The following is an 18,518-nucleotide window of genomic DNA, read 5'->3' as shown; positions in this document are numbered from 1 at the left end:
AAATTGTATGACGCGAAAAAAGACAATCCTTTTCGCAGCGGTATTCCTATGCCTTGTGGCAGGAGGAACAGGCTACTACTTGTACAACAAACCAAGAACCACCGCTGCCGAAGCCCACACAGATGATAGTGTGACTGCCAGAGAACTGTATGGCACTTATGCTAAAGATGAAAAGACTGCCGGTAAACTGTACGAGAACAAAGTATTGGAAGTTACAGGCATCGTCATGAATGTAGAACAAAACGGTAAGGAAGTTTCTGTACTACTCTCCGCTGGCGAAACAGATCCCGGTGGGGTTAACTGCAGCCTTGCAGACAACTCTGATCAACTACCTAAAAACGGTGAAACCATCCGTGTTAAAGGCAAATGCACAGGCTTTTTGATGGACGTAAGCCTGGTAGATGCGACCATTCTCTCAACTAAATAAAATTATAAATTATGAAGCGTGTATTCTTTCTCCTGTCAGCAATCGCAATCGTATACTGCCTGACCATGGTAACATCCTGCTCGAAAGACAATGAAAAGGATCTGACCAACACAGGCACCGATACTACCGGAACCGGTGGTGGCACTACCTGCGATACCGTAAACATGAAATATGCTGCTAATGTACAGCCTATTATTTCAGCTAATTGTTATAGCTGTCATGGTAATGGTAGCGCCAGCGGCGGTATCTCTCTCGACACTTACGCAAAAGTATTAACACAGGTAAACAACGGTAACCTGATTGGTACCATCACTCACGCGAGCGGATATCCTGCCATGCCACAGGGGGGTAGCAAACTCTCTGATTGCAATATCAACATTATTAAAGACTGGATCGCCCGCGGCGCTCAAAATAATTAAAACAGGAACATATGAAACTAATGTATGTAATGGCGCTGGCCAGTTTGTTATACCTGCCTGCCAAAGCACAGACATTCATGACGCGCAATGGAAAGGTGAACTTCTATTCCAAAACACCGCTGGAAGATATCAAAGCGGAAAACAGACAAGTAGTGGCAGCCATCGATCTGGGGAAAAAGACCGTGGCCCTGACCCTGTTGCAAAAGAACTTCCTGTTTGAAAAGCAACTGATGCAGGACCATTACAACGAGAACTATGTAGAAAGTGACAAGTTCCCCAAAGCCCAGTTCACAGGCACGATCACCGGCAATGTAGGCACCACACCCGGTACTTACAAAGTACAGATAAGTGGTAACCTCACCCTGCACGGTGTAACCAAACCAGTGAGTGCACCTGCGGAATTTGAAGTGGCCGATGGCAAAGTAACAGGTAAAGCTGACTTCAAGGTAAAACCTTCCGATTTCGATATTAAAATTCCTTCGCTGGTAAAAGATAAAATTGCTTCAGAAATCTCAGTTCAGGTAGTTGCTGCCTGTACTGCTTTATCAAAATAATGGATATGCAAAGAAGAATCATTCAAACCATATTTTTATTACTCGTATGCGGCCGTATGATGGCGCAGGACAGCAGTCTGATGAAAATGATGGACGATGCCGTAGCTGAATCACAAAAAGGACAGGTGGTAACCGGTACCTTTAAGGCTACACAGATTGTAAACCTGCCTACTGTAGAGTCGCCAGGAAAAAAAAGCCTGCAATTTATGATCATGCACCGTTTCGGTAAACTAAACGGTGGTGCTTATGAACTCTTCGGTCTGGATAATGCCTCCATTCGTTTTGCATTGGATTACGGTATCACCGACCGCTTCTCTGTTGGGTTGGGCCGTAGCTCTGTAGACAAAACTTTCGATGGTTCCCTGAAGTATAAACTCCTGCAGCAAAAAGAAACAGGTATGCCCATCTCTGTAAGCCTGTATGGTCTGATCACAAACTATACACAACGCTATACGGACAAGCCTTACCTCGATGCAGGCTATCGCACAGCCTACACAACACAGGTAATCATTGCTAAAAAGTTTTCATCTGCATTCTCATTTGAAGTCGTGCCATCCTGGATTCACTATAACCTCACGCCAACGCCGGAAGATAAGAACGATCTCTTCGCGGTATCTGCAGGTGGCCGGTTGAAATTTACGAAGCGGATGAGCGTAAACGCAGAGTACAACTACCTGCTGCGTAACCAGGTAGTAAGTACGAAAGTATATGATGCCATATCCGGTGGTATTGATATCGAAACGGGAGGTCACGTATTCCAGCTGGTATTTACCAATGCCGCTGGCATGGTAGGTCCTTATTATCTGGCTAAAACTGACGGTAGCTGGGGTAAAGGAGATATCTATTTTGGATTCAATATCACGAGAAATTTCAATTTCAAAAAGTAAGCTACGCAACTATTTCCGATTAAGCTCCCCGCAGGGACTCCCCCAATTTTATTTAAGCTCCCCGCAGGGACTCCCCAAATTATATGGCTGCCTGCCTGGCAGGTAGCCATATAATTTGCAATATTTACCTACAAAATTTCCGGTTTGGTCGTTATTTCCCTCTACTAATGTAAGATAGCTATTATTTTTCCGGCTATATGACCAATGCTGATAGCCTGACTTCCCGCTTTTGGAAGCCGGTGGACAATACTCCACTGGTAATTTTTCGCATCCTCCTTGGATTCCTCCTGTTCTTTCAATCTATCAACGATATTTTCTCGGATAGGGTACGCACTTTGTTCATAGAGCCTGCCTTCACCTTCCCATTTATGGGATTTGAATGGTTGCGGCCACTGCCCGGGAATGGTATGTATTTCTATTTTCTGTTGATGGGCCTTTTGGCCATCATGATCATGCTGGGAGCTTTTTACCGGGTAGCAATGATCGGCTATACACTACTTTGGACCGCCACTTATATCATGCAAAAATGTGGCTATAACAACCACTATTACCTGATCATACTCATATGTTCCTTCATGTGCATGATGCCTGCACACCGCCGCCTCTCTGTTGATGTGTGGCGCCGTCCCTCCATCAAATCCAGCTATTGTCCACAATGGTGTAGCTGGTTCTTCATCGCACAGTTTGGCATTGTGTATACGTATGCTGCTATTGCAAAACTCTACCCAGACTGGTTATCAGGTCGTTATCTGGAAAGTACGCTGACCAGCAACTGGATCAGGTATTTTCTCTGCTACATAGGAATAATATTCGATTTCCTCATTACACCCCTGATGTTATTCCGTCGTACCCGTACCTGGGGAATGGCAGCAGCGTGCATTTTCCATCTTACCAATGCAGTTGTTTTCACTATCGGTATCTTCCCATTCCTGGCCTTGTCTGCCATGTTGTTCTTTTATCCGCCAGATGTGATCAGACAATTGTTAAGGTGGCCTGAATTAAAACCCAAAGCCAATAATGCCTCATTAACTATATGGAAAAAACTGGCCGTATATGCCATGGGCATTTACCTCCTCATACAGGTATTACTTCCCATACGTTATCTCTTGTTTGGTACACAACCTTACTGGTCAGAAGAAGGATTTCGCATGAGCTGGAGAATGATGTCACGCAATAAAAGTGGATGGGTGTATTTTAAGATAGTAAACAATGACACACATAAATCATGGATAGACGAGCCGGAAGCAAGGCTCAATTATGCAAGTCTGAACAGCCTGCCAGGCTTCCCTGATATGATCTGGCAGTATGCACAGCATATCAAAGAAATCTATGCAAAAGAAGGCATACATAACATCTCTATATATGCAGTCAGTTCAGTGAGTCTGAATGGCCGGCACCCACAACCATTGGTAGATCCGAAAACGGACCTGGCCAATACGCCATGGGAGCCGTACCGCCATGCAAACTGGATTGTACCACTGGAACACGAGTAACTTACCCTCTCATCCATTCATTCTGGATTGTACCACTGGAACACGAGTAACTTACCCTCTTATCCATTCATTCTGGATTGTACCACTGGAACACGAGTAACTTACCCCCCTCGTCCATTCATTCTGGACTATCCAGCTGGAACACGGGTAACTTACCCCCTCGTCCACACAGTCGTTCTTCCAAACATGGAAATACCGATATACCCCCTTATTTCGAGTTTCTCTCCTTTGAATTTCATCGTACAACTATAAGTCTTCCCACTCTTGGGATCATAAATTTTCCCGCCTGTCCATTCCCCATCATCATACTTGAAGTTGGTCAAAAGAACAAGCCCCAATAACTGCCGGCTCTTTAATTTAGCATCAGGATTCTTGGTATCCGTCCTGTCTTTCCGGGGTGTCTTCCCATCCGCTTCCATGAGGTCACGCCCCCATACCAGCTTCCCGAAATATTGATTCCCGGTTTTATAAATCTCTATACGGCCGTCTTTTTCTTCATTCAGCCAGTTACCGAGTATTTTGTCTTGTGCCAGCAATACCTGCGTGGAAAATAATAAGGTAATTAATAAAAATGCGATCCTTTTCATGTGAGTACTTTTTAATAAACGCCAGTCAAAATGCGCAGATCAGATAAGGCAATCCTGTAATTGAGCTTAGCACTCAGCAGGTCTGCCTGCGCTTTGGCCAGCGTTGATTTTGTGGTCAACAGATCAGCTTCAATATTCAGGCCAGCATCTTTTTTGTCCTGCTGTATTTTTAGCTCATCCTGCCTGAAATTTACAGCTTTTTGTGCTACGGCGATCAGGGCTATTGCCTGATTTATACGCCTTTTAGCTTTCGCAATATCATGGTTTACAATTTCCTGTGTATTCGCTACGTTTTCGGCAGACTGTTGCAGCTGGAAATTGCGCTGATGCAATACCTGTTTATTGGAAAAGATATCCTGTATATTCCATTTAAATGATGCACCGATAAAAGGATTGCTGCTGGGATACAGCACATTCCCTGTCTGATAAGTATACCCTGCCATCAACCCAAAATCAGGCAGGTAGCTACGTTGCGCTGCTTTGATCGCCTGTTCGGTTTTAACCCGGGTCAAATTCGCCAGCCGTATATCCACATTGTTATCACCTGAAATACTATCGCTGATAGGTTGTGGATTGTAATCTACCTCCGCCAGTACCACACTGTCCGCAGTGATACCTGTCAGCTGTTGCAGATCGGCCATATAATCATCTGCCTGTATCTGTAACTTCAGCAGGTTTTGTTCCTCATCTGCTACATTTGCCTGCAGACCAGCTTTGCTGGCATCAACAGTTTTCCCGGCCAACAGTGCGCTCTCTATATCAAACTGCTTCATCTGCGCTAATTGCAGATTAGCATTGGCCGTGATCTGTTGTTGCTGATTAATTAATAAACCATAGTAGAGTTTTTCTATCGCCTGCCTTATTTGCAAAGAAACCTTTCTGCTTTCCTGTTCAGCAATCAACACATCCGTCTTACTCACTTCCATCCCTGCTTTGATCTTACCCAGCTGGGTAATGGGCTGGTATACGGTCACACCTGCATTGAAGTTATTATGTTTGCCCAGTTCAAAAGAAGCATCTTCATTCGGCAGGTTAATATTGGTCCCCCCGAGTGGGATGGATCCAAAATACCCGGCAGGAATATTCAATGCACCCAGGTTCTGGTTATATTGATACGCAGAGCTGACAGTGACAGCAGGATATTGCCTGATGGCATCCTCATGCAGCTTCGCTGTTTTCTCTGACTGTTGTAGTTGCTTGATGTGCAGTGCCCTGTTATGTTGCAAAGCGAGATCAATGGCCTGCTGCAAATCGAGTGGCATCGTTTGCTGCGCATGCAGCAACGGTGCCGTGAGCAGGAATATAATGAGTGTGAGAAGGCATCTACTTTTCATCGGAAGTCGGTTTGATCCATACGATATATAAAACGGGTACGGTGAGCAGGGCGACGATCATAGACCATACCACCCCTACGGCAATCACACTGGCCAGCGGACTCCACATAGGAGAGCCGGAAATGATCATAGGCAATACCCCGATTGCAGCAGCCATCGCAGTGAGGAAGATAGGTCGCAGCCTGCGCTTGCCTGATTCAATCGCTGCTGTGCGTATGTCCATGCCATGCTTCAATAGTTCATTGGTATGATCTACGAGTATGATGGCATTTCGCACTACGATACCTGACAAACTGATTAAGCCTACAAAAGCCGTAAACCCAAAGTTGTTATGCGTCATGTACAACCCTGCCATGGCACCAAATAAACTGAGCGGAATAGTGAGCATGATGATGGTGGCTTCTTTCAGGTTGCGGAACTGGAAGAGCAGTATGAAAAAGATGGCTACAAGACTGATCGCCAGTACAACCATCATCTGACTGAATGTCTCTTTCTTATTCGCATCTTCACCACCATATACAATCTGGTAACCCGGTGGCAGCGTGAGTTTGCTGATAGCTGGTTGAATGGCTTTCAGCAGGTCGGCAGGCAATACATTGTCTGCCGTTTCACTCAGCACGGTCAATGTTCTTACACCATTACGGTGCATGATCTTACCTGTCTGCCATTCAGGAATAAGGGAAGCTATCTGACGCAGGGGGACACTGGCACCTGTAACCGGAGATTCCAGGTACATGTTTTCCAGGTCACTAAAGCTGCGACGGCTTTTTTCATCCAGCCTCAATACAATGTCAATCGGGTTGTTTCCCTCATACATTGTAGATACAGGGTAACCACTAAAACCTGTATAAACTGATTGTGCTATGCTGGCTGTCGCAAAGCCAAGCCTGTTGGCTTCATCTTTCAGCTGAATGCCTACGCCATAATAGTCTTCCCTAAAATCACTTCTTACAAGATAACTACCTTTGGTATTCTGAACGATTTTCTGCACTTCTTCTCCAATCTGTTTCAGTCTGCTGATGTCATCTCCTATAATACGCACTTCAACCGGAGACTTTAGCACAGAGCCCTGTTGCATCAGTTTTACCTGTGGCAAACCTTCCGGTACAGCAGCAGCTACCTTTTGCTCCAGCTCCAAAGAGAGGGCATTGGTAGTTGCTTCTGTAGTTGTGTTAATTAAAATCTGTCCGTAGTTACTCACAGGTACTTCCGGTGAATAGTTGTAGTAGAAACGCGGCGCACTCGTACCTGAGAACGTAGCATATGATGTAACACGGGGATCGTTTTTGATCAATGCAGTGAGCCTGTGTATCGCATCATCCGTCTTTTCCAGTCTGGTGCCTGTCGGCATCCACAGCTCTACTACAAACTGGTTCCTTTCGGCTGCAGGGAAGAACTTTTGTCTGATCCCTTTTGTATACAATAAACCAGCCAATGGAATCGTCAATAAACTACCAATGATCACCGTCTTCGGATGCACCACACACCAGTCCAATGCACTGTTATATGCATGCTGCATTCGGTCCAGCAAGGACTTTCTCTTCTTCGTTTTCTCCGGACTGTGCAACCCTTTTTTGATGAAAGTAAAGCACAACAACGGTGTCAGCACCATCGCCACTATAAAGGAAGATCCCAATGCCACGGCTACTGTAATCGGCAACGCTACAATGAATTCACCTACTGCACCTGTGATCATTACCATCGGCATAAAAGAAGCGATGATCGTTACCGTTGCTGCCAACACAGGTACTACCAGGTCTGTTGCACTTTTCCACGCCGCCGTCCATCTGTCTTTTCCTTCATCCAGTAATTCTACGTAGTTATCTGCAATTACAATCGCATCATCCACCACCATCCCCAATACTACGATCAATGCGGCCAGTGACACCTGGTGTAACTCTATCCCAAGGAGGTGCATGATGGCAAATGTCACCGCAATGGTCATCGGAATGGCCATAGCAGCTACTGCCGCAATACGTAATGGTAGCAATAAGATCACTACGATCACGACTGATATGATCGCAAGGAAGAACTCCCTGATAAAGTGAGAAACGTTTTCATCTACCAACCCCGGCTGATTCACAACCGTAGTGATATGTACATTGGATGGTAAGAGCTTGGATACCTCATCCAGTTTCTGCTGCACCGCTTCACCAAATTTTACAATGTTGTTGCCTTCCAGCATCTGCACGGTCAGCATCATGGCCTTGTGTCCATTCACCGTGATCAGCGAAGAAGGATCTGCATAAGTACGATTGATACTGGCCACATCTCCCAAACGCACAGTCGCACCTGTTCTCGTCGTACCCACAATCTGGTTGGCAATCTGGTTTTCTGTATTATAGTAACCAGTCGTATACAGTGGTGCCTTGGTCACATCTGTTTTTACATCCCCTGTCGCCATAATGGTATTCTGTGATTGCAACACGCGTGTTACCTGTGTTACATTGATACCATATTGTGCCAGCTTTTCAGAATTGGAAGTAACGGTGATCTGTTCTTTCTGTTCGCCAATACGTTTGATCTTGGAAGATGCTTTGATGGTCCGGATGGCATCTTCCATCTTCTGTGCATATTCGTTCAGCTGGGTATAAGTCGCGGCATCACTTTCAATACCAATCACGAGTGCTTCCGTATCCCCAAAGTCAGAGTTCACAATGGGTCCGCGTACACCTTGCGGAAAGTCGATAGACTTACCTACCAATAACTGGTGCCGCAGTTTGCTCCAAAATACATCCGGGTTCTTTACTTTTTCTCCCAGTTCTACATTCACGATGACCATGCCATCCTGTGAGGTAGAGTAGGTCTTATCCTTTCTTACTTCTTCAAATTGAAAAAGGTATTGTTCCAGTTTTTTCGTCACCTGGTCTTCCACCTGCGCAGAATTGGCGCCGGGAAAGTAAGCGATCACCAGCCCCTGCCTGATCGTGATTTTCGGGTCTTCCCTTCTGGGCATGGTGAGCAGGGAGTTCACGCCTACTGCAAATACGAGCAGTAGTACGGATAACGTCACCTGTTTATATTTTAAAGCAGATTGTACAAGATTCATGATGAAGATCATTTAGAGAGAGAAACAACAGCACCGTCATTGAGTTTTTGCTGACCGCCGGTCACTATCTGTTCGCCGGCATTCAGGCCAGAGGTGATCTCCATCAGGTTGCCATTAAGTTGGCCGACGCTTACTTTTCTTTTGAAAGCCTGGTGGCGCTGCGGATCTACTGCGTACACGTAGGTTTGTCCGTCGATGTCGTGCATCACCGCTTCCACCGGAATGGCGAGGATATTGCTCACATTGCCGCTGGCCAGTTTGATTTCAGCGATCATACCCGGTCTGATCAGGAGGTGAGGATTGTCCAGGGTGATCTTTACCGTAAAGGCGCGGGCAGCTGCATCGGCGGCAGCACCCACTTCAGTAACCTTACCATGGAAGGTTTCATTCACGGCGCCTACCAGTACAGCAGCTTCCTGTCCCAGCTTCACATTATTCAGTTCACTCTCCGGGATGTAGGCATTCACCTTCACAGTACGAATATCTGACACGGTGAAGAGTGGCATTCCTGCACTGGTGATCTCACCCGCTTCAGCGCTCTTCTTTAGTAAAACCCCGCTGATAGGACTAAAGAGTTTTGTATCGGAAAGGTTCTTGGCTTGTAGTTTTTGCTGTGCACGTGCCTGTGCAAGGGTATTGGTGATCTTGCTAAAGTCGCTCTCACTGATGCTCTTGCGGTCATACATGAGTTTCAGACGATTGAATTCATCCTGTGCCTGGTTGGTACTGGCATCCGCCATTTCCTTGGCAATGGCATAGTTCTGCGGGTCGAGACTGGCAAGTAATTGCCCGCTGGCAATGGTCTGTCCTTCGTCGGCAGCGATATAATTGATCTTCCCGGCTACCATAAAACCAAGATGTACGGTTTTACTACCTTCTATATTGCCGCTGATGTTGATGGCATGGCTGGCGGTGGTGTTCTGAACGGTCTGGGTGATCACGGGAATGGCAGCATCCTGGGTGGAGGATGGTTTGCCTCCTGTATGACAACTGCTGGTAAAGATGACGATGGCAGCTAGCCAGCAGGTACATTTCTGTAACATAAGCACTACATTAATTATATGGCAAAATTTCAATAAGATTCCGGAGTAATTTTTAATCTATATTAAAAAACATGCCGATACAGGATATTGTTGTGCTTATTTCTGACTCCTGATCACACTCAGTCTTTGCTGGGTGATGCCGATGTAAGATGCGATATGACCTAATGGGGCTCTCAATAGTATGTCAGGGTGCTTTTCCAGTATGGTTTTATACCTTTCCTGGGCCGACTGAAACTGAGTCATATACAACCTTTCTGACAATTTTTTCATGACGTCAATCAGGAGTATCCGCATCAGTTTTTCCAGTTGGTTATATTTGTTGATGTAAATTTCCAGGTCATTGAAGTAGATCCAGCGGAGGGTTGAGGGTTCTAACAATTCCAGGCCGATGGGGGAGGGCGTGTTATAAAAGACGCTCTCAATTGAAAGACTAAACGAATTCTCAGAAAAGAAGAAATGGGTGATGTCTTTGTCGTCTTTTGTGTAATAAGACCGTAGCAATCCGGACTCAATAAAGTATACTTTTTTCGACAAAGAATCCGGTAGCAGAAGTTTATGGTGTTTGGGAAGGGTCTCGCAGGTGAAAGCCAGTTCCAGTTCTGAGCAGATGTTGGCAGGCAGATCGAATTCCTGACGCAGAAAACCTAATAAATCCATGATGCAATTTACCGAAAAATTAGCTTGCAAAATTTTCGTTGTTGTCTATGCCTCAATAAATTAATATTATTATTTAATCATATTGTATAATTGTATCAAATAATATATCTTTGTTTTGAGAACTGTGTATTTAGAAAGGGGGGGCTATCCCATCATCCCGCTTATTCACCATATAGTTATGCCTCGACCTGCCTGGAGTACATTATGGTCACTTATATTCTTACTTTTCGTGCAAGCAGCATACCCACAGCAAGGTTACATCTACTTACACGTTAACAGCCAGGATGATACCATATCGCCCGATTTCCAATTCTCACTGAATGGAAGCACGGATTTTATTCTCAATGACATTCCTTCTACATTGAATCCCATCAGCGACATTGGCGCTGGTGAGCGGGGAGAGCTATGGGCCAGTCTCCAATCCAGCTATACCGTTTATCGTCGTCCTTCAGGAAGTAGTCAGTGGACCAGTACGAGCTACCAGGCAGTGGCCATCGATGGCGCCGGCACCGGTCAGTTTGTAAGTGTGGATGCTACCGGTACGGCTTACTTCTTCGACGGTACTACCCTCAATACAATTTATCGCCCTTCTTTTCACGCAGGTACTGTTGCGGTGGATATCGCCTATGGCAGTGGCCGTATCGCCATTACCAGGGGAGATGGCAGTATCCTGACGAATACCAGTACTGCCGCACCCTATGGCGATAGCTGGGCGCAACTATTGGGTATCAGTGCCGCAGCTACCCGTTTGGATATTCAGCCTTATACCGGCACCGTTGTCTATGTAGGGAACGGGGTATATACTATTCCGTTTACCGGCGGTACGCCTACGAATATAAGTACCACGGCATACACCGATATCGCCATTGATGGCCAAAGTTACATCTATGCGAATGGAGCTTATTACAATGGCACCACCTGGACCACAGATGCCACCGCAAAATCTGATCTGACTAAAACGACCGCCTATGATGGTGCTGTTTGGAGCAGTAACAATACCACGATCTATAGCCGTACCACTACCAGCTGGCTGGATGGCGAAAGGATCCGGACTACTCAGAAAGATAATAGTGTGATTATACCAGTTACTGCCGGCACCTATAACCTGACCGCCACAGGTGTTTGTGGCTGGAAGCTAAGCAGCTATTCCATTTATGATCCTGATGGCTCCACAGCCACCGTAAATGCTATTTCTGTAGCTGCCGGCGAAATCGTACACATCGTAGCCAATGAAGATAAAGTACCCACTACTGCCATTACCATCACCGGAGACAGTACCCTGTGTGAAAATAACCAGATTTCCCTAAACGTATCGGTAGCCGGAGGTACGTGGAGTAGCAATAATACCCCCGTTGCCGTTGTAGATGGCAGTGGCACCGTAAATGGGATATCAGGAGGCATCGCCACGATTAAATACCAGGTCGTGACAACTGGTTGTACTGACTCTGCGACAAAGAAAGTCTATGTCTCCTCTGCCCCTACTTTCACCCTCACACCTGCAAACGTGACATGTAATGGGTTGAAAGATGGTATTATCAGGGTAGTTGCTTCCAGCACCGGAAATCAATATGCCATTAATGGCGGTGCATGGCAGACAGACTCTGTATTCAAAGGACTGGCTCCCGGCACTTATAGTATTGCGGTAACAGGTGCCAATGGTTGTGTATCCAATACACAAACTGCCATCATCACAGAACCGGATGTAATCGGTATCACCGTATCACAAATATCCGTTGGTTGCCCCGGCGATGCGACGGGTAGCCTGACCGCCGTTGCGACTGGTGGGGTAGGGCCATATACGCTGCAATGGAGTACAGGAGCAACTACCAGCACCATTGGCAGATTGCCGGAAGGTACTTACAGCATCACTGTAAAAGATGCGAATACCTGCTCTGCGGCTATCAGGGTAAAGCTGGTATCTGTGATCTCGCTGTTTATTATCAACACACCTGTAAAACAGGTAGGTGGGCAGATTGTCATCACCGGCACTACACTCCCCAATGCATCTGTCATCGTGAGCTTTCCTGATGGCACTACTACCAGTACCCATGCAGATGCATACGGTAAGTACAGTACGATTTCTGCCAACGCACAACCCAATGGCAGTGTATATGTTACTGTCACCGACGCCAGTACAAAAGCAACCTGTACCCGTTACGTAGCCTTCACCGAAGCACCCACCGCGGATGTAAGCATTGTGAAGACACTGGAAACAGTCGGCACCATCGGTATCGGGGATGAAATTTCCTTCCTGCTCACCGTGTATAACAAAGGACTGGACAATGCCACTTCCCTGATCATCACAGATGATTTTCCATACAACCTGTCTTTTGCCACAGCACTTACACCTTCTACAGGTTATGTTACCTACAATGCGGCCGTGAATGAAGTAGTGTGGAACATCGATACACTGAAGGTGTTGAAATCAGCTACCTTATCATTCAGGGCCCGTGTTACAGCAGCGGGTGTATTGCAAAATACGGCCATTGTTTCTGCCAGCGAAACAGATCCTGACAATTCAAATAATTCAAGTACAGTGGCCACACCTGCCATCAGTGCGACTTTTTTTGTACCTAATGTGATCACTCCCAATGGCGATGGAAAGAACGATCAGTTCGTGATCAAAGGACTGGACCTCTATCCCGGATCGCAACTGGAGATCTTTAATCGTTGGGGCAACCAGGTGTATCGTAGTGAGAATTACAATAACAATTGGAAAGGAGAGGGGCTGAGTGCAGGCATTTATTACTATGTGCTCAGGATTAATATGGCTGGTGGGCCACAGTTATACAAGGGATATATAGAACTGATTACGAGATAGGAGAATGAAACAAAGGAGTATCACCATATTAGTTTTCTTCCTGTTCTTCCTGCGGGCGCACGCACAGCAGGAGGTGCAGTTCAGTCAGTACGTTTTTAACGGACTGAGTGTAAATCCTGCCTATGCAGGATACAAGGAAGAACTATACCTGCACAGTAGCTACAGGCAGCAGTGGGCAGGGTTTCCGGGGGCACCGGTCACTGGTACGATCTCGGCGGATGGTTTGACAGATTATTCAGATGGAAGAGTCGGATGGGGGGTGTTAACGGCTTTTGAAAAATTAGGTCCGCAATCTTCCACAGCACTGTTTGTGAACTATTCATACCGTATGCCTATGGATTGGGAAGGTGAAAAAACACTGGCAGTTGGTTTGGGTGTCGGTGTCACGAATTACAGTGTGGATGGCAGCAATCGTAAATATGTAGATGCAGATGATCCTGACGTAATACTGGGTCGTCAATCTACATTAGTACCTGATGCACGGGTCGGCCTTTATTATAACTCCGCTACTTCATTTGTAGGTGTGTCTGTATTGAATTTATTTTCTGCTTATACCAGCGGCAAGATCTTTTTAGGGAATGGATTGTTGTATTCTACCTTACGCAAATCCAGGCACCTGTATCTCTCCGCGGGTACCATATTTTCACTAAACCAGGAAGTGCAGTTAAAACCTTCCATCATGGTAAAAGGCGACTTTAAAGGACCTGTAAATGTCGATGTGAATGTCTTCGTTTTATTGCAGGAGACTTTGTGGCTGGGTGCCTCTTACCGTACAGGGTTCAATTATCCCGGAAATACGAATTTACAGCCCAATTTAGACCCTAACAATGCCTTTAGCCTGATGATGGAGGTCTATGCAAATGACAACTTCAGAATTGGCTATTCTTACGACTTTTCGACCAGTGGAATTTCACGATATCAACGGGGGTCACATGAGCTCTCTTTAGGCATTACCATCCCCAGTAGCGCCAGCATGAATAAGGTACAATGCCCTCGTCATTTTTAATATACAACTGATTGTTTTTCAATGCATATTTAACCCTGGAAATATGTGGATAACTTTATCCACATACCCCTCACTACGCAGAAAGTATAGTAAGTGACCTGCTAACTTTGATACTGAAGAACAAAATAACCATTTACCGGCATCCATGCAGCACGGCGGTTAATCAATCACAAACAAAGAAATTAAACGTATGCGAGGACAAAACACCCTTTTCAATCATTTCATAGAAAATCCTGTCTCCAAAACAGTGCGTAAAGGCCGCTCTGCCGATATGATCGCCCTGAGAGACGAATGCCTGCTGCACCGGTATTATTATTACATCAAACTGCAGCATAAACGGTATGATGCCGCTGTACAGGAGTTATCCAAAGAGTTCTACATCAAGAACAGTAATATTATTTACCGGATGCAATGTAACAGTGACCGACTGGAAACCATTATGAAAAAAGAACAACCCGACCTCAGGCAACTACGGCTGCTCTATCCATGGTTGACGTGGTAATGTCAACGATTGTTAACCCTGAAAAAAAAAGCCTGTATCTTAATTGATACAGGCTTTTTTTATTGAGCGTGTACCTTAATTGATACACGCTCTTTTAATTCGGATACCTAATGGAACCAGGTCTCCATTTATGCGATTCTCAGCGGTTTTATTTATTTATGACCTCTTTTTCATTTGGGCGTAATGTATATTGTTGCTGACACTCAAAGTACATTAATTGCCAGTTGTGGTTTTGAACCTGGGACCGTACTCACAGGCAAATACTCCTCAAAATCCAGACTATACGTCAGCACCCTTGCCCTGAATGCATCCGATCTTACCTCCGTATTTACTTTAATTCTACTCAGCGGATTGATGCCATCACTACTCCATCCCTGCAATGCTTCGTGCAATTTTCTTTCTACTTCATAATAACCCATCACGGTCGTCGTGTCTAAAAAAGTAACCCCATCATCAGCGAGTACATAATATACTAACCTCAATTGGAGCTCACCATTTGCCCGTTGTCCCTGATTGAGTATTTCTGTAAAAGTGACACTGTTGAAGTCAATAAATACACATGGCCATATAGCAGGTACACTGCTATAAATTTCTGTTTGCCCCATCTCTGGTAAAATACCTTGTATCTCCGGAACTGCTGTAGCGATGTGGGTTTGCAGAGATGTAAAAAGTTGCGCAAATAAACTGTTCATTTCTTTTTTATATTTTTTAAGAGTTAACAACACTGTAAATATCGATCTAATCTGCATCTTAAAAATTCATCGCATCAATGATTATACAGACACTGAAATCTAAATGCACAATAAAAGTATAAGCATTATTTCGCGATTTTTTCACCGTACGAAAAAGCTGTTCCTTTGTATTGTTATCGCTTGCAACACACACGAAAAAGCATCGATCCTTTTAAAACCTAAATTGTTAACCCTCAGATGTTATTATTAAATGAATTCATTGATGTTAGCCCCGGAAACGCTCTCTACCAGCGGCTTGGAGACCAGGCCTTCTCTGTAATCGTTCTCATCGGCATTGCATGGTTATTGTGGAAACGCCAGATCAAACTGGAAGATCGTCTCACCCAATATCTCAACGATGACCGTGACAAAATGCAGGGAGTGATAGAAAATAATACAAAGGTCATGGAGCGCCTGGAAAGCGTACTGGAGAGACGTTAGTATTGTCCCCCTATTTAAAAACAAAAGCGCCCTCTGTCAAGAGGGGGCTTTCTAAAAAAGTACACCAATTAAATAATATATACCTATGGCATTCTGTAAAAAAACAGGAACAAAGATCAAACACGCATTACAACAATTCGACGCTTTTATTGCAGCACATGCTGAAGAAGCGCTGCGCGTTACCAGGATTATTAAAGCTGCCCTGGAAAGCCCCGTGGTAGATCTCCTGGAAGCGATCATCCCCGGTGATGCAGATACTATCCTTAAAAACAAAGTACTGGCAGCACTCGAAACAGGTATCGATACCCTTAGCATTCTCGTAACCTGCAAAGAGGAAACCTCACTGGAAGGCAAAATAGCTTGTTTTGTCCGCGCATTATCAACAGTATCTCCCGATCTGCAGGATGCTGTGTTACAAAAATTGCAGAGTATCATTTTGCGTGAGCTGGATGGCAATACAAAGAAGCAGAATATTTATGATCTGTTTAGCCAGGCGAGCTACAGCAATAGTAAGTAATATTTTTTCACAATTTAAATGGACCTAAAAAAGTAAAAAATGGGATTACCAAAAGTAGCAATTACATTAGGCAACGGCAATCTTGGCAGAACCGTTGTGACTGATGATGGGGTTGCAGGTTTAATTCTGACGGGTTTAGAAAACGGATTGATTTCGTTGAATCAACCCAAGGTGATCTATAGCCTGAGCGATGCCGAAAACCTGGGTATCAAAGACACCAATTTAAATTTTGATGCATACGCCCGCATCAAGGAATTTTATGACCTGGCTGGTGAAGGTGCAGAGTTGTACATCATGCTTGTTGGCGACGGTGTAAACCAGGCAACGATTGTAGATCCAACCAATGCGGAAGGAGCTGTGAAGCTGCTGAATGCTGCACAGGGACGTATCAGACTGCTGGGTGTATGTTTCACTCCTTCCGACATTTACCTGCCACTCATGAAAGATGGATTAGACGCTGGTACGATTGATGCGGTGCCCAAAGCACAGCAGCTTGCAGAAACTTATGCAGCACAATTCAAGCCTGTACGGATCTTACTGGAAGGTGTCAATGCAGACATCGAACATCCTGAGACCCTGAAAAATCTGCGTACCTTCTCTGATAACCGCGTCGGTATCGTAATCGGTAGTGCACGTACCAATGGCGCTTCTGTGGGCCTTGTACTGGGTCGTGCAGCAGCTGTGCCGGTACAGCGTAACCTGGGTCGTGTCAAAGATGGTGCATTACCAATTACAGGCGCTTATATCGCCGGTAAAAAGATTGAAGACATCACTGGCGTTGATGCGTTGCATGACAAAGGTTACATCTTTTTCCGCACATTCGTAGGTCGCTCCGGTTATTACATCAACGACGATCCTATGTGTGCCCCGACCACCGACGATTACAGTCAGCTCGCATCCGGTCGTGTTGTAGACAAGGCTATCACATTGTGTTATCAGACCTATGTAGAAGAACTGAATGACGAAGTGGCCATCGACGCCGATGGTAAACTCAGCGTGCCTGTTATCAAGTACCTGCAAAGCAGGATTGAAACAGCTGTCAACACCTCTATGGCTGACGAAATCAGCTCCTTTAGCGCTTACGTTGATGCAAATCAGAATGTACTGAGCACCGGTAAAATCACAGTGAAAGCCGCTATCGTACCTGTAGGCTACACCAAAACCATCGAAATATTACTGGGCTTCACCAATCCTGCACTGAACCAGTAATGGCTGTTAACCCCAACATTTAAAAGACAACAACATGATTTTTGACACCAAAGAAGTGACCTGGGCAAACATGAAAGTAGTATTGCTCGGTAAAGAACTGACCGGTATACGGGGTATTAAATACAAATTATCCCAGGAGAAAGAACACCTGCATGGCGCCGGCGATGAACCTATCGGCATCCAGCGTGGTAAACGTATCTATGAAGGTGAAATCAAACTGCTGAAATTTGAATACGATATCCTCGCCGATGCTGTGAAGAATGCAGGCGGCAGAGACATCCTCGACCTCAGCGCCGAGATCGTAGTGACCTATGTAAAAGACACGACCTCCGTACCCCGCACTGATATCATTCAGGGCTTCCAGTTCAAGGAATTTGAAAAAGGCTGGGAACAGGGCGCCAAATTCATGGAGCTCACACTACCCATCATCTTCATGGGCCTGAAACAAAACGCTTAATTTTTTAAACTCACCACAATTATTTAAACCTATATCATGACAGTAGAAAAATCGCTTGCCGTTAGCCAGGAACACATCGATGCATGGAAGAAAAAACACAAAGATGTATTCAAACTCACAGCTGCCGACGGTAAAGTAGGCTATTGCAGAAAACCCAACAGGGATGAAGTCAGCTATGCCATGACACTCATCTCCGGCGATCCGCTGGCGTACCACGAAACTATTCTCAAAGCTACCTGGCTGGGTGGCGATGAGGAGATCGTAGAAGATAAATCCTATCTCTACGGTCTGGGCGGGCAGCTGGATAAACTGCTGGAAGCGAAAAAAGTAGAAGTGGAAAAGCTCTAAGCGAGGCGTCCGGCGATTTTGATAGCAACCCTTTCG

General features: G+C 45.4%; 19 protein-coding genes. 13 read left to right on the top strand and 6 right to left on the bottom strand.

Translation table 11 applies throughout. From position 1 onward, the window contains the following. The first annotated feature begins 7 nt into the window (after positions 1-7). The 5 genes from QQL36_RS32955 (at position 8) to QQL36_RS32935 (ending at position 3,780) form a co-directional block, all read left to right on the top strand. Positions 8-427: an OB-fold protein gene (locus QQL36_RS32955; RefSeq protein WP_321568181.1), complete on the top strand. Its 420-nt coding sequence runs from the start codon at positions 8-10 to the stop codon at positions 425-427. A gap of 11 nt (positions 428-438) precedes the next feature. Next, positions 439-846, top strand: coding sequence for a cytochrome c (locus QQL36_RS32950; RefSeq protein WP_321568180.1), 408 nt, complete (start codon positions 439-441; stop codon positions 844-846). An 11-nt stretch (positions 847-857) separates the two neighbouring features. Continuing rightward, positions 858-1,400, top strand: coding sequence for a YceI family protein (locus tag QQL36_RS32945; RefSeq protein ID WP_321568179.1), 543 nt, complete (start codon positions 858-860; stop codon positions 1,398-1,400). A gap of 5 nt (positions 1,401-1,405) precedes the next feature. After that, a complete protein-coding gene (locus QQL36_RS32940; RefSeq protein WP_321568178.1) occupies positions 1,406-2,287 on the top strand; it encodes a DUF5777 family beta-barrel protein in 882 nt (293 codons plus the stop codon). Positions 2,288-2,484: 197 nt separating this feature from the next. Beyond that, positions 2,485-3,780: an HTTM domain-containing protein gene (locus QQL36_RS32935; protein ID WP_321568177.1), complete on the top strand. Its 1,296-nt coding sequence runs from the start codon at positions 2,485-2,487 to the stop codon at positions 3,778-3,780. 152 nt (positions 3,781-3,932) lie between these two features. Here QQL36_RS32935 and QQL36_RS32930 read toward each other — a convergent pair whose 3' ends face one another. The 5 genes from QQL36_RS32930 to QQL36_RS32910 form a co-directional block, all read right to left on the bottom strand. Further along, positions 3,933-4,367, bottom strand: a complete 435-nt coding sequence (locus QQL36_RS32930) for a DUF2147 domain-containing protein (RefSeq protein WP_083722063.1) — start codon at positions 4,365-4,367, stop codon at positions 3,933-3,935. An 11-nt stretch (positions 4,368-4,378) separates the two neighbouring features. Then, the gene (locus QQL36_RS32925; protein ID WP_321568176.1) at positions 4,379-5,701 is read right to left on the bottom strand and encodes a TolC family protein; all 1,323 of its coding nucleotides are present in this window, start codon (positions 5,699-5,701) and stop codon (positions 4,379-4,381) included. Next, on the bottom strand, positions 5,691-8,750 hold the full coding sequence (locus QQL36_RS32920) for an efflux RND transporter permease subunit (RefSeq protein ID WP_083722094.1): 3,060 nt from the start codon (positions 8,748-8,750) through the stop codon (positions 5,691-5,693). The genes QQL36_RS32925 and QQL36_RS32920 overlap by 11 nt, the downstream gene beginning before the upstream one ends. Before the next feature lie 8 nt (positions 8,751-8,758). Continuing rightward, positions 8,759-9,793: an efflux RND transporter periplasmic adaptor subunit gene (locus tag QQL36_RS32915; RefSeq protein ID WP_321568175.1), complete on the bottom strand. Its 1,035-nt coding sequence runs from the start codon at positions 9,791-9,793 to the stop codon at positions 8,759-8,761. A gap of 96 nt (positions 9,794-9,889) precedes the next feature. Then, positions 9,890-10,450, bottom strand: coding sequence for a Crp/Fnr family transcriptional regulator (locus QQL36_RS32910; RefSeq protein ID WP_083722060.1), 561 nt, complete (start codon positions 10,448-10,450; stop codon positions 9,890-9,892). Between the two features lie 229 nt (positions 10,451-10,679). On the opposite strand from QQL36_RS32910, the gene QQL36_RS32905 reads away from it, so the two are divergent. From QQL36_RS32905 to QQL36_RS32895, 3 genes are all read left to right on the top strand, one after another. Beyond that, complete coding sequence (locus QQL36_RS32905) at positions 10,680-13,271, top strand: gliding motility-associated C-terminal domain-containing protein (protein ID WP_321568174.1); 2,592 nt, start codon at positions 10,680-10,682, stop codon at positions 13,269-13,271. Between the two features lie 4 nt (positions 13,272-13,275). Next, positions 13,276-14,277, top strand: a complete 1,002-nt coding sequence (locus tag QQL36_RS32900) for a type IX secretion system membrane protein PorP/SprF (RefSeq protein WP_321568173.1) — start codon at positions 13,276-13,278, stop codon at positions 14,275-14,277. A 190-nt stretch (positions 14,278-14,467) separates the two neighbouring features. Then, positions 14,468-14,779, top strand: coding sequence for a hypothetical protein (locus QQL36_RS32895; RefSeq protein ID WP_083722057.1), 312 nt, complete (start codon positions 14,468-14,470; stop codon positions 14,777-14,779). Between the two features lie 203 nt (positions 14,780-14,982). On the opposite strand, the gene QQL36_RS32890 is transcribed toward QQL36_RS32895, so the two are convergent. Further along, positions 14,983-15,471, bottom strand: a complete 489-nt coding sequence (locus QQL36_RS32890) for a hypothetical protein (RefSeq protein WP_143708783.1) — start codon at positions 15,469-15,471, stop codon at positions 14,983-14,985. A gap of 237 nt (positions 15,472-15,708) precedes the next feature. Here QQL36_RS32890 and QQL36_RS32885 point away from each other — a divergent pair, with 237 nt between their 5' ends. The 5 genes from QQL36_RS32885 to QQL36_RS32865 all read left to right on the top strand — a co-directional run bounded on the left by QQL36_RS32885 (position 15,709) and on the right by QQL36_RS32865 (position 18,482). Then, the gene (locus tag QQL36_RS32885; protein WP_321568172.1) at positions 15,709-15,951 is read left to right on the top strand and encodes a hypothetical protein; all 243 of its coding nucleotides are present in this window, start codon (positions 15,709-15,711) and stop codon (positions 15,949-15,951) included. 85 nt (positions 15,952-16,036) lie between these two features. Beyond that, the gene (locus QQL36_RS32880; RefSeq protein WP_083722054.1) at positions 16,037-16,468 is read left to right on the top strand and encodes a hypothetical protein; all 432 of its coding nucleotides are present in this window, start codon (positions 16,037-16,039) and stop codon (positions 16,466-16,468) included. A 39-nt stretch (positions 16,469-16,507) separates the two neighbouring features. Continuing rightward, positions 16,508-17,677 carry a DUF2586 family protein gene (locus tag QQL36_RS32875; protein ID WP_321568171.1) on the top strand — a complete coding sequence of 390 codons (1,170 nt, stop codon included), beginning with the start codon at positions 16,508-16,510 and terminating at the stop codon, positions 17,675-17,677. Positions 17,678-17,711: 34 nt separating this feature from the next. Continuing rightward, positions 17,712-18,134 carry a hypothetical protein gene (locus QQL36_RS32870; RefSeq protein ID WP_083722052.1) on the top strand — a complete coding sequence of 141 codons (423 nt, stop codon included), beginning with the start codon at positions 17,712-17,714 and terminating at the stop codon, positions 18,132-18,134. A 36-nt stretch (positions 18,135-18,170) separates the two neighbouring features. Beyond that, positions 18,171-18,482 carry a hypothetical protein gene (locus tag QQL36_RS32865; protein WP_083722051.1) on the top strand — a complete coding sequence of 104 codons (312 nt, stop codon included), beginning with the start codon at positions 18,171-18,173 and terminating at the stop codon, positions 18,480-18,482. The last annotated feature ends 36 nt before the right edge of the window (positions 18,483-18,518 follow it).

The sequence above is a fragment of the Chitinophaga sp. LS1 genome (assembly GCF_034274695.1).
Taxonomy (GTDB): domain Bacteria; phylum Bacteroidota; class Bacteroidia; order Chitinophagales; family Chitinophagaceae; genus Chitinophaga.
This window is presented reverse-complemented; position numbering and strand designations above follow the sequence as displayed.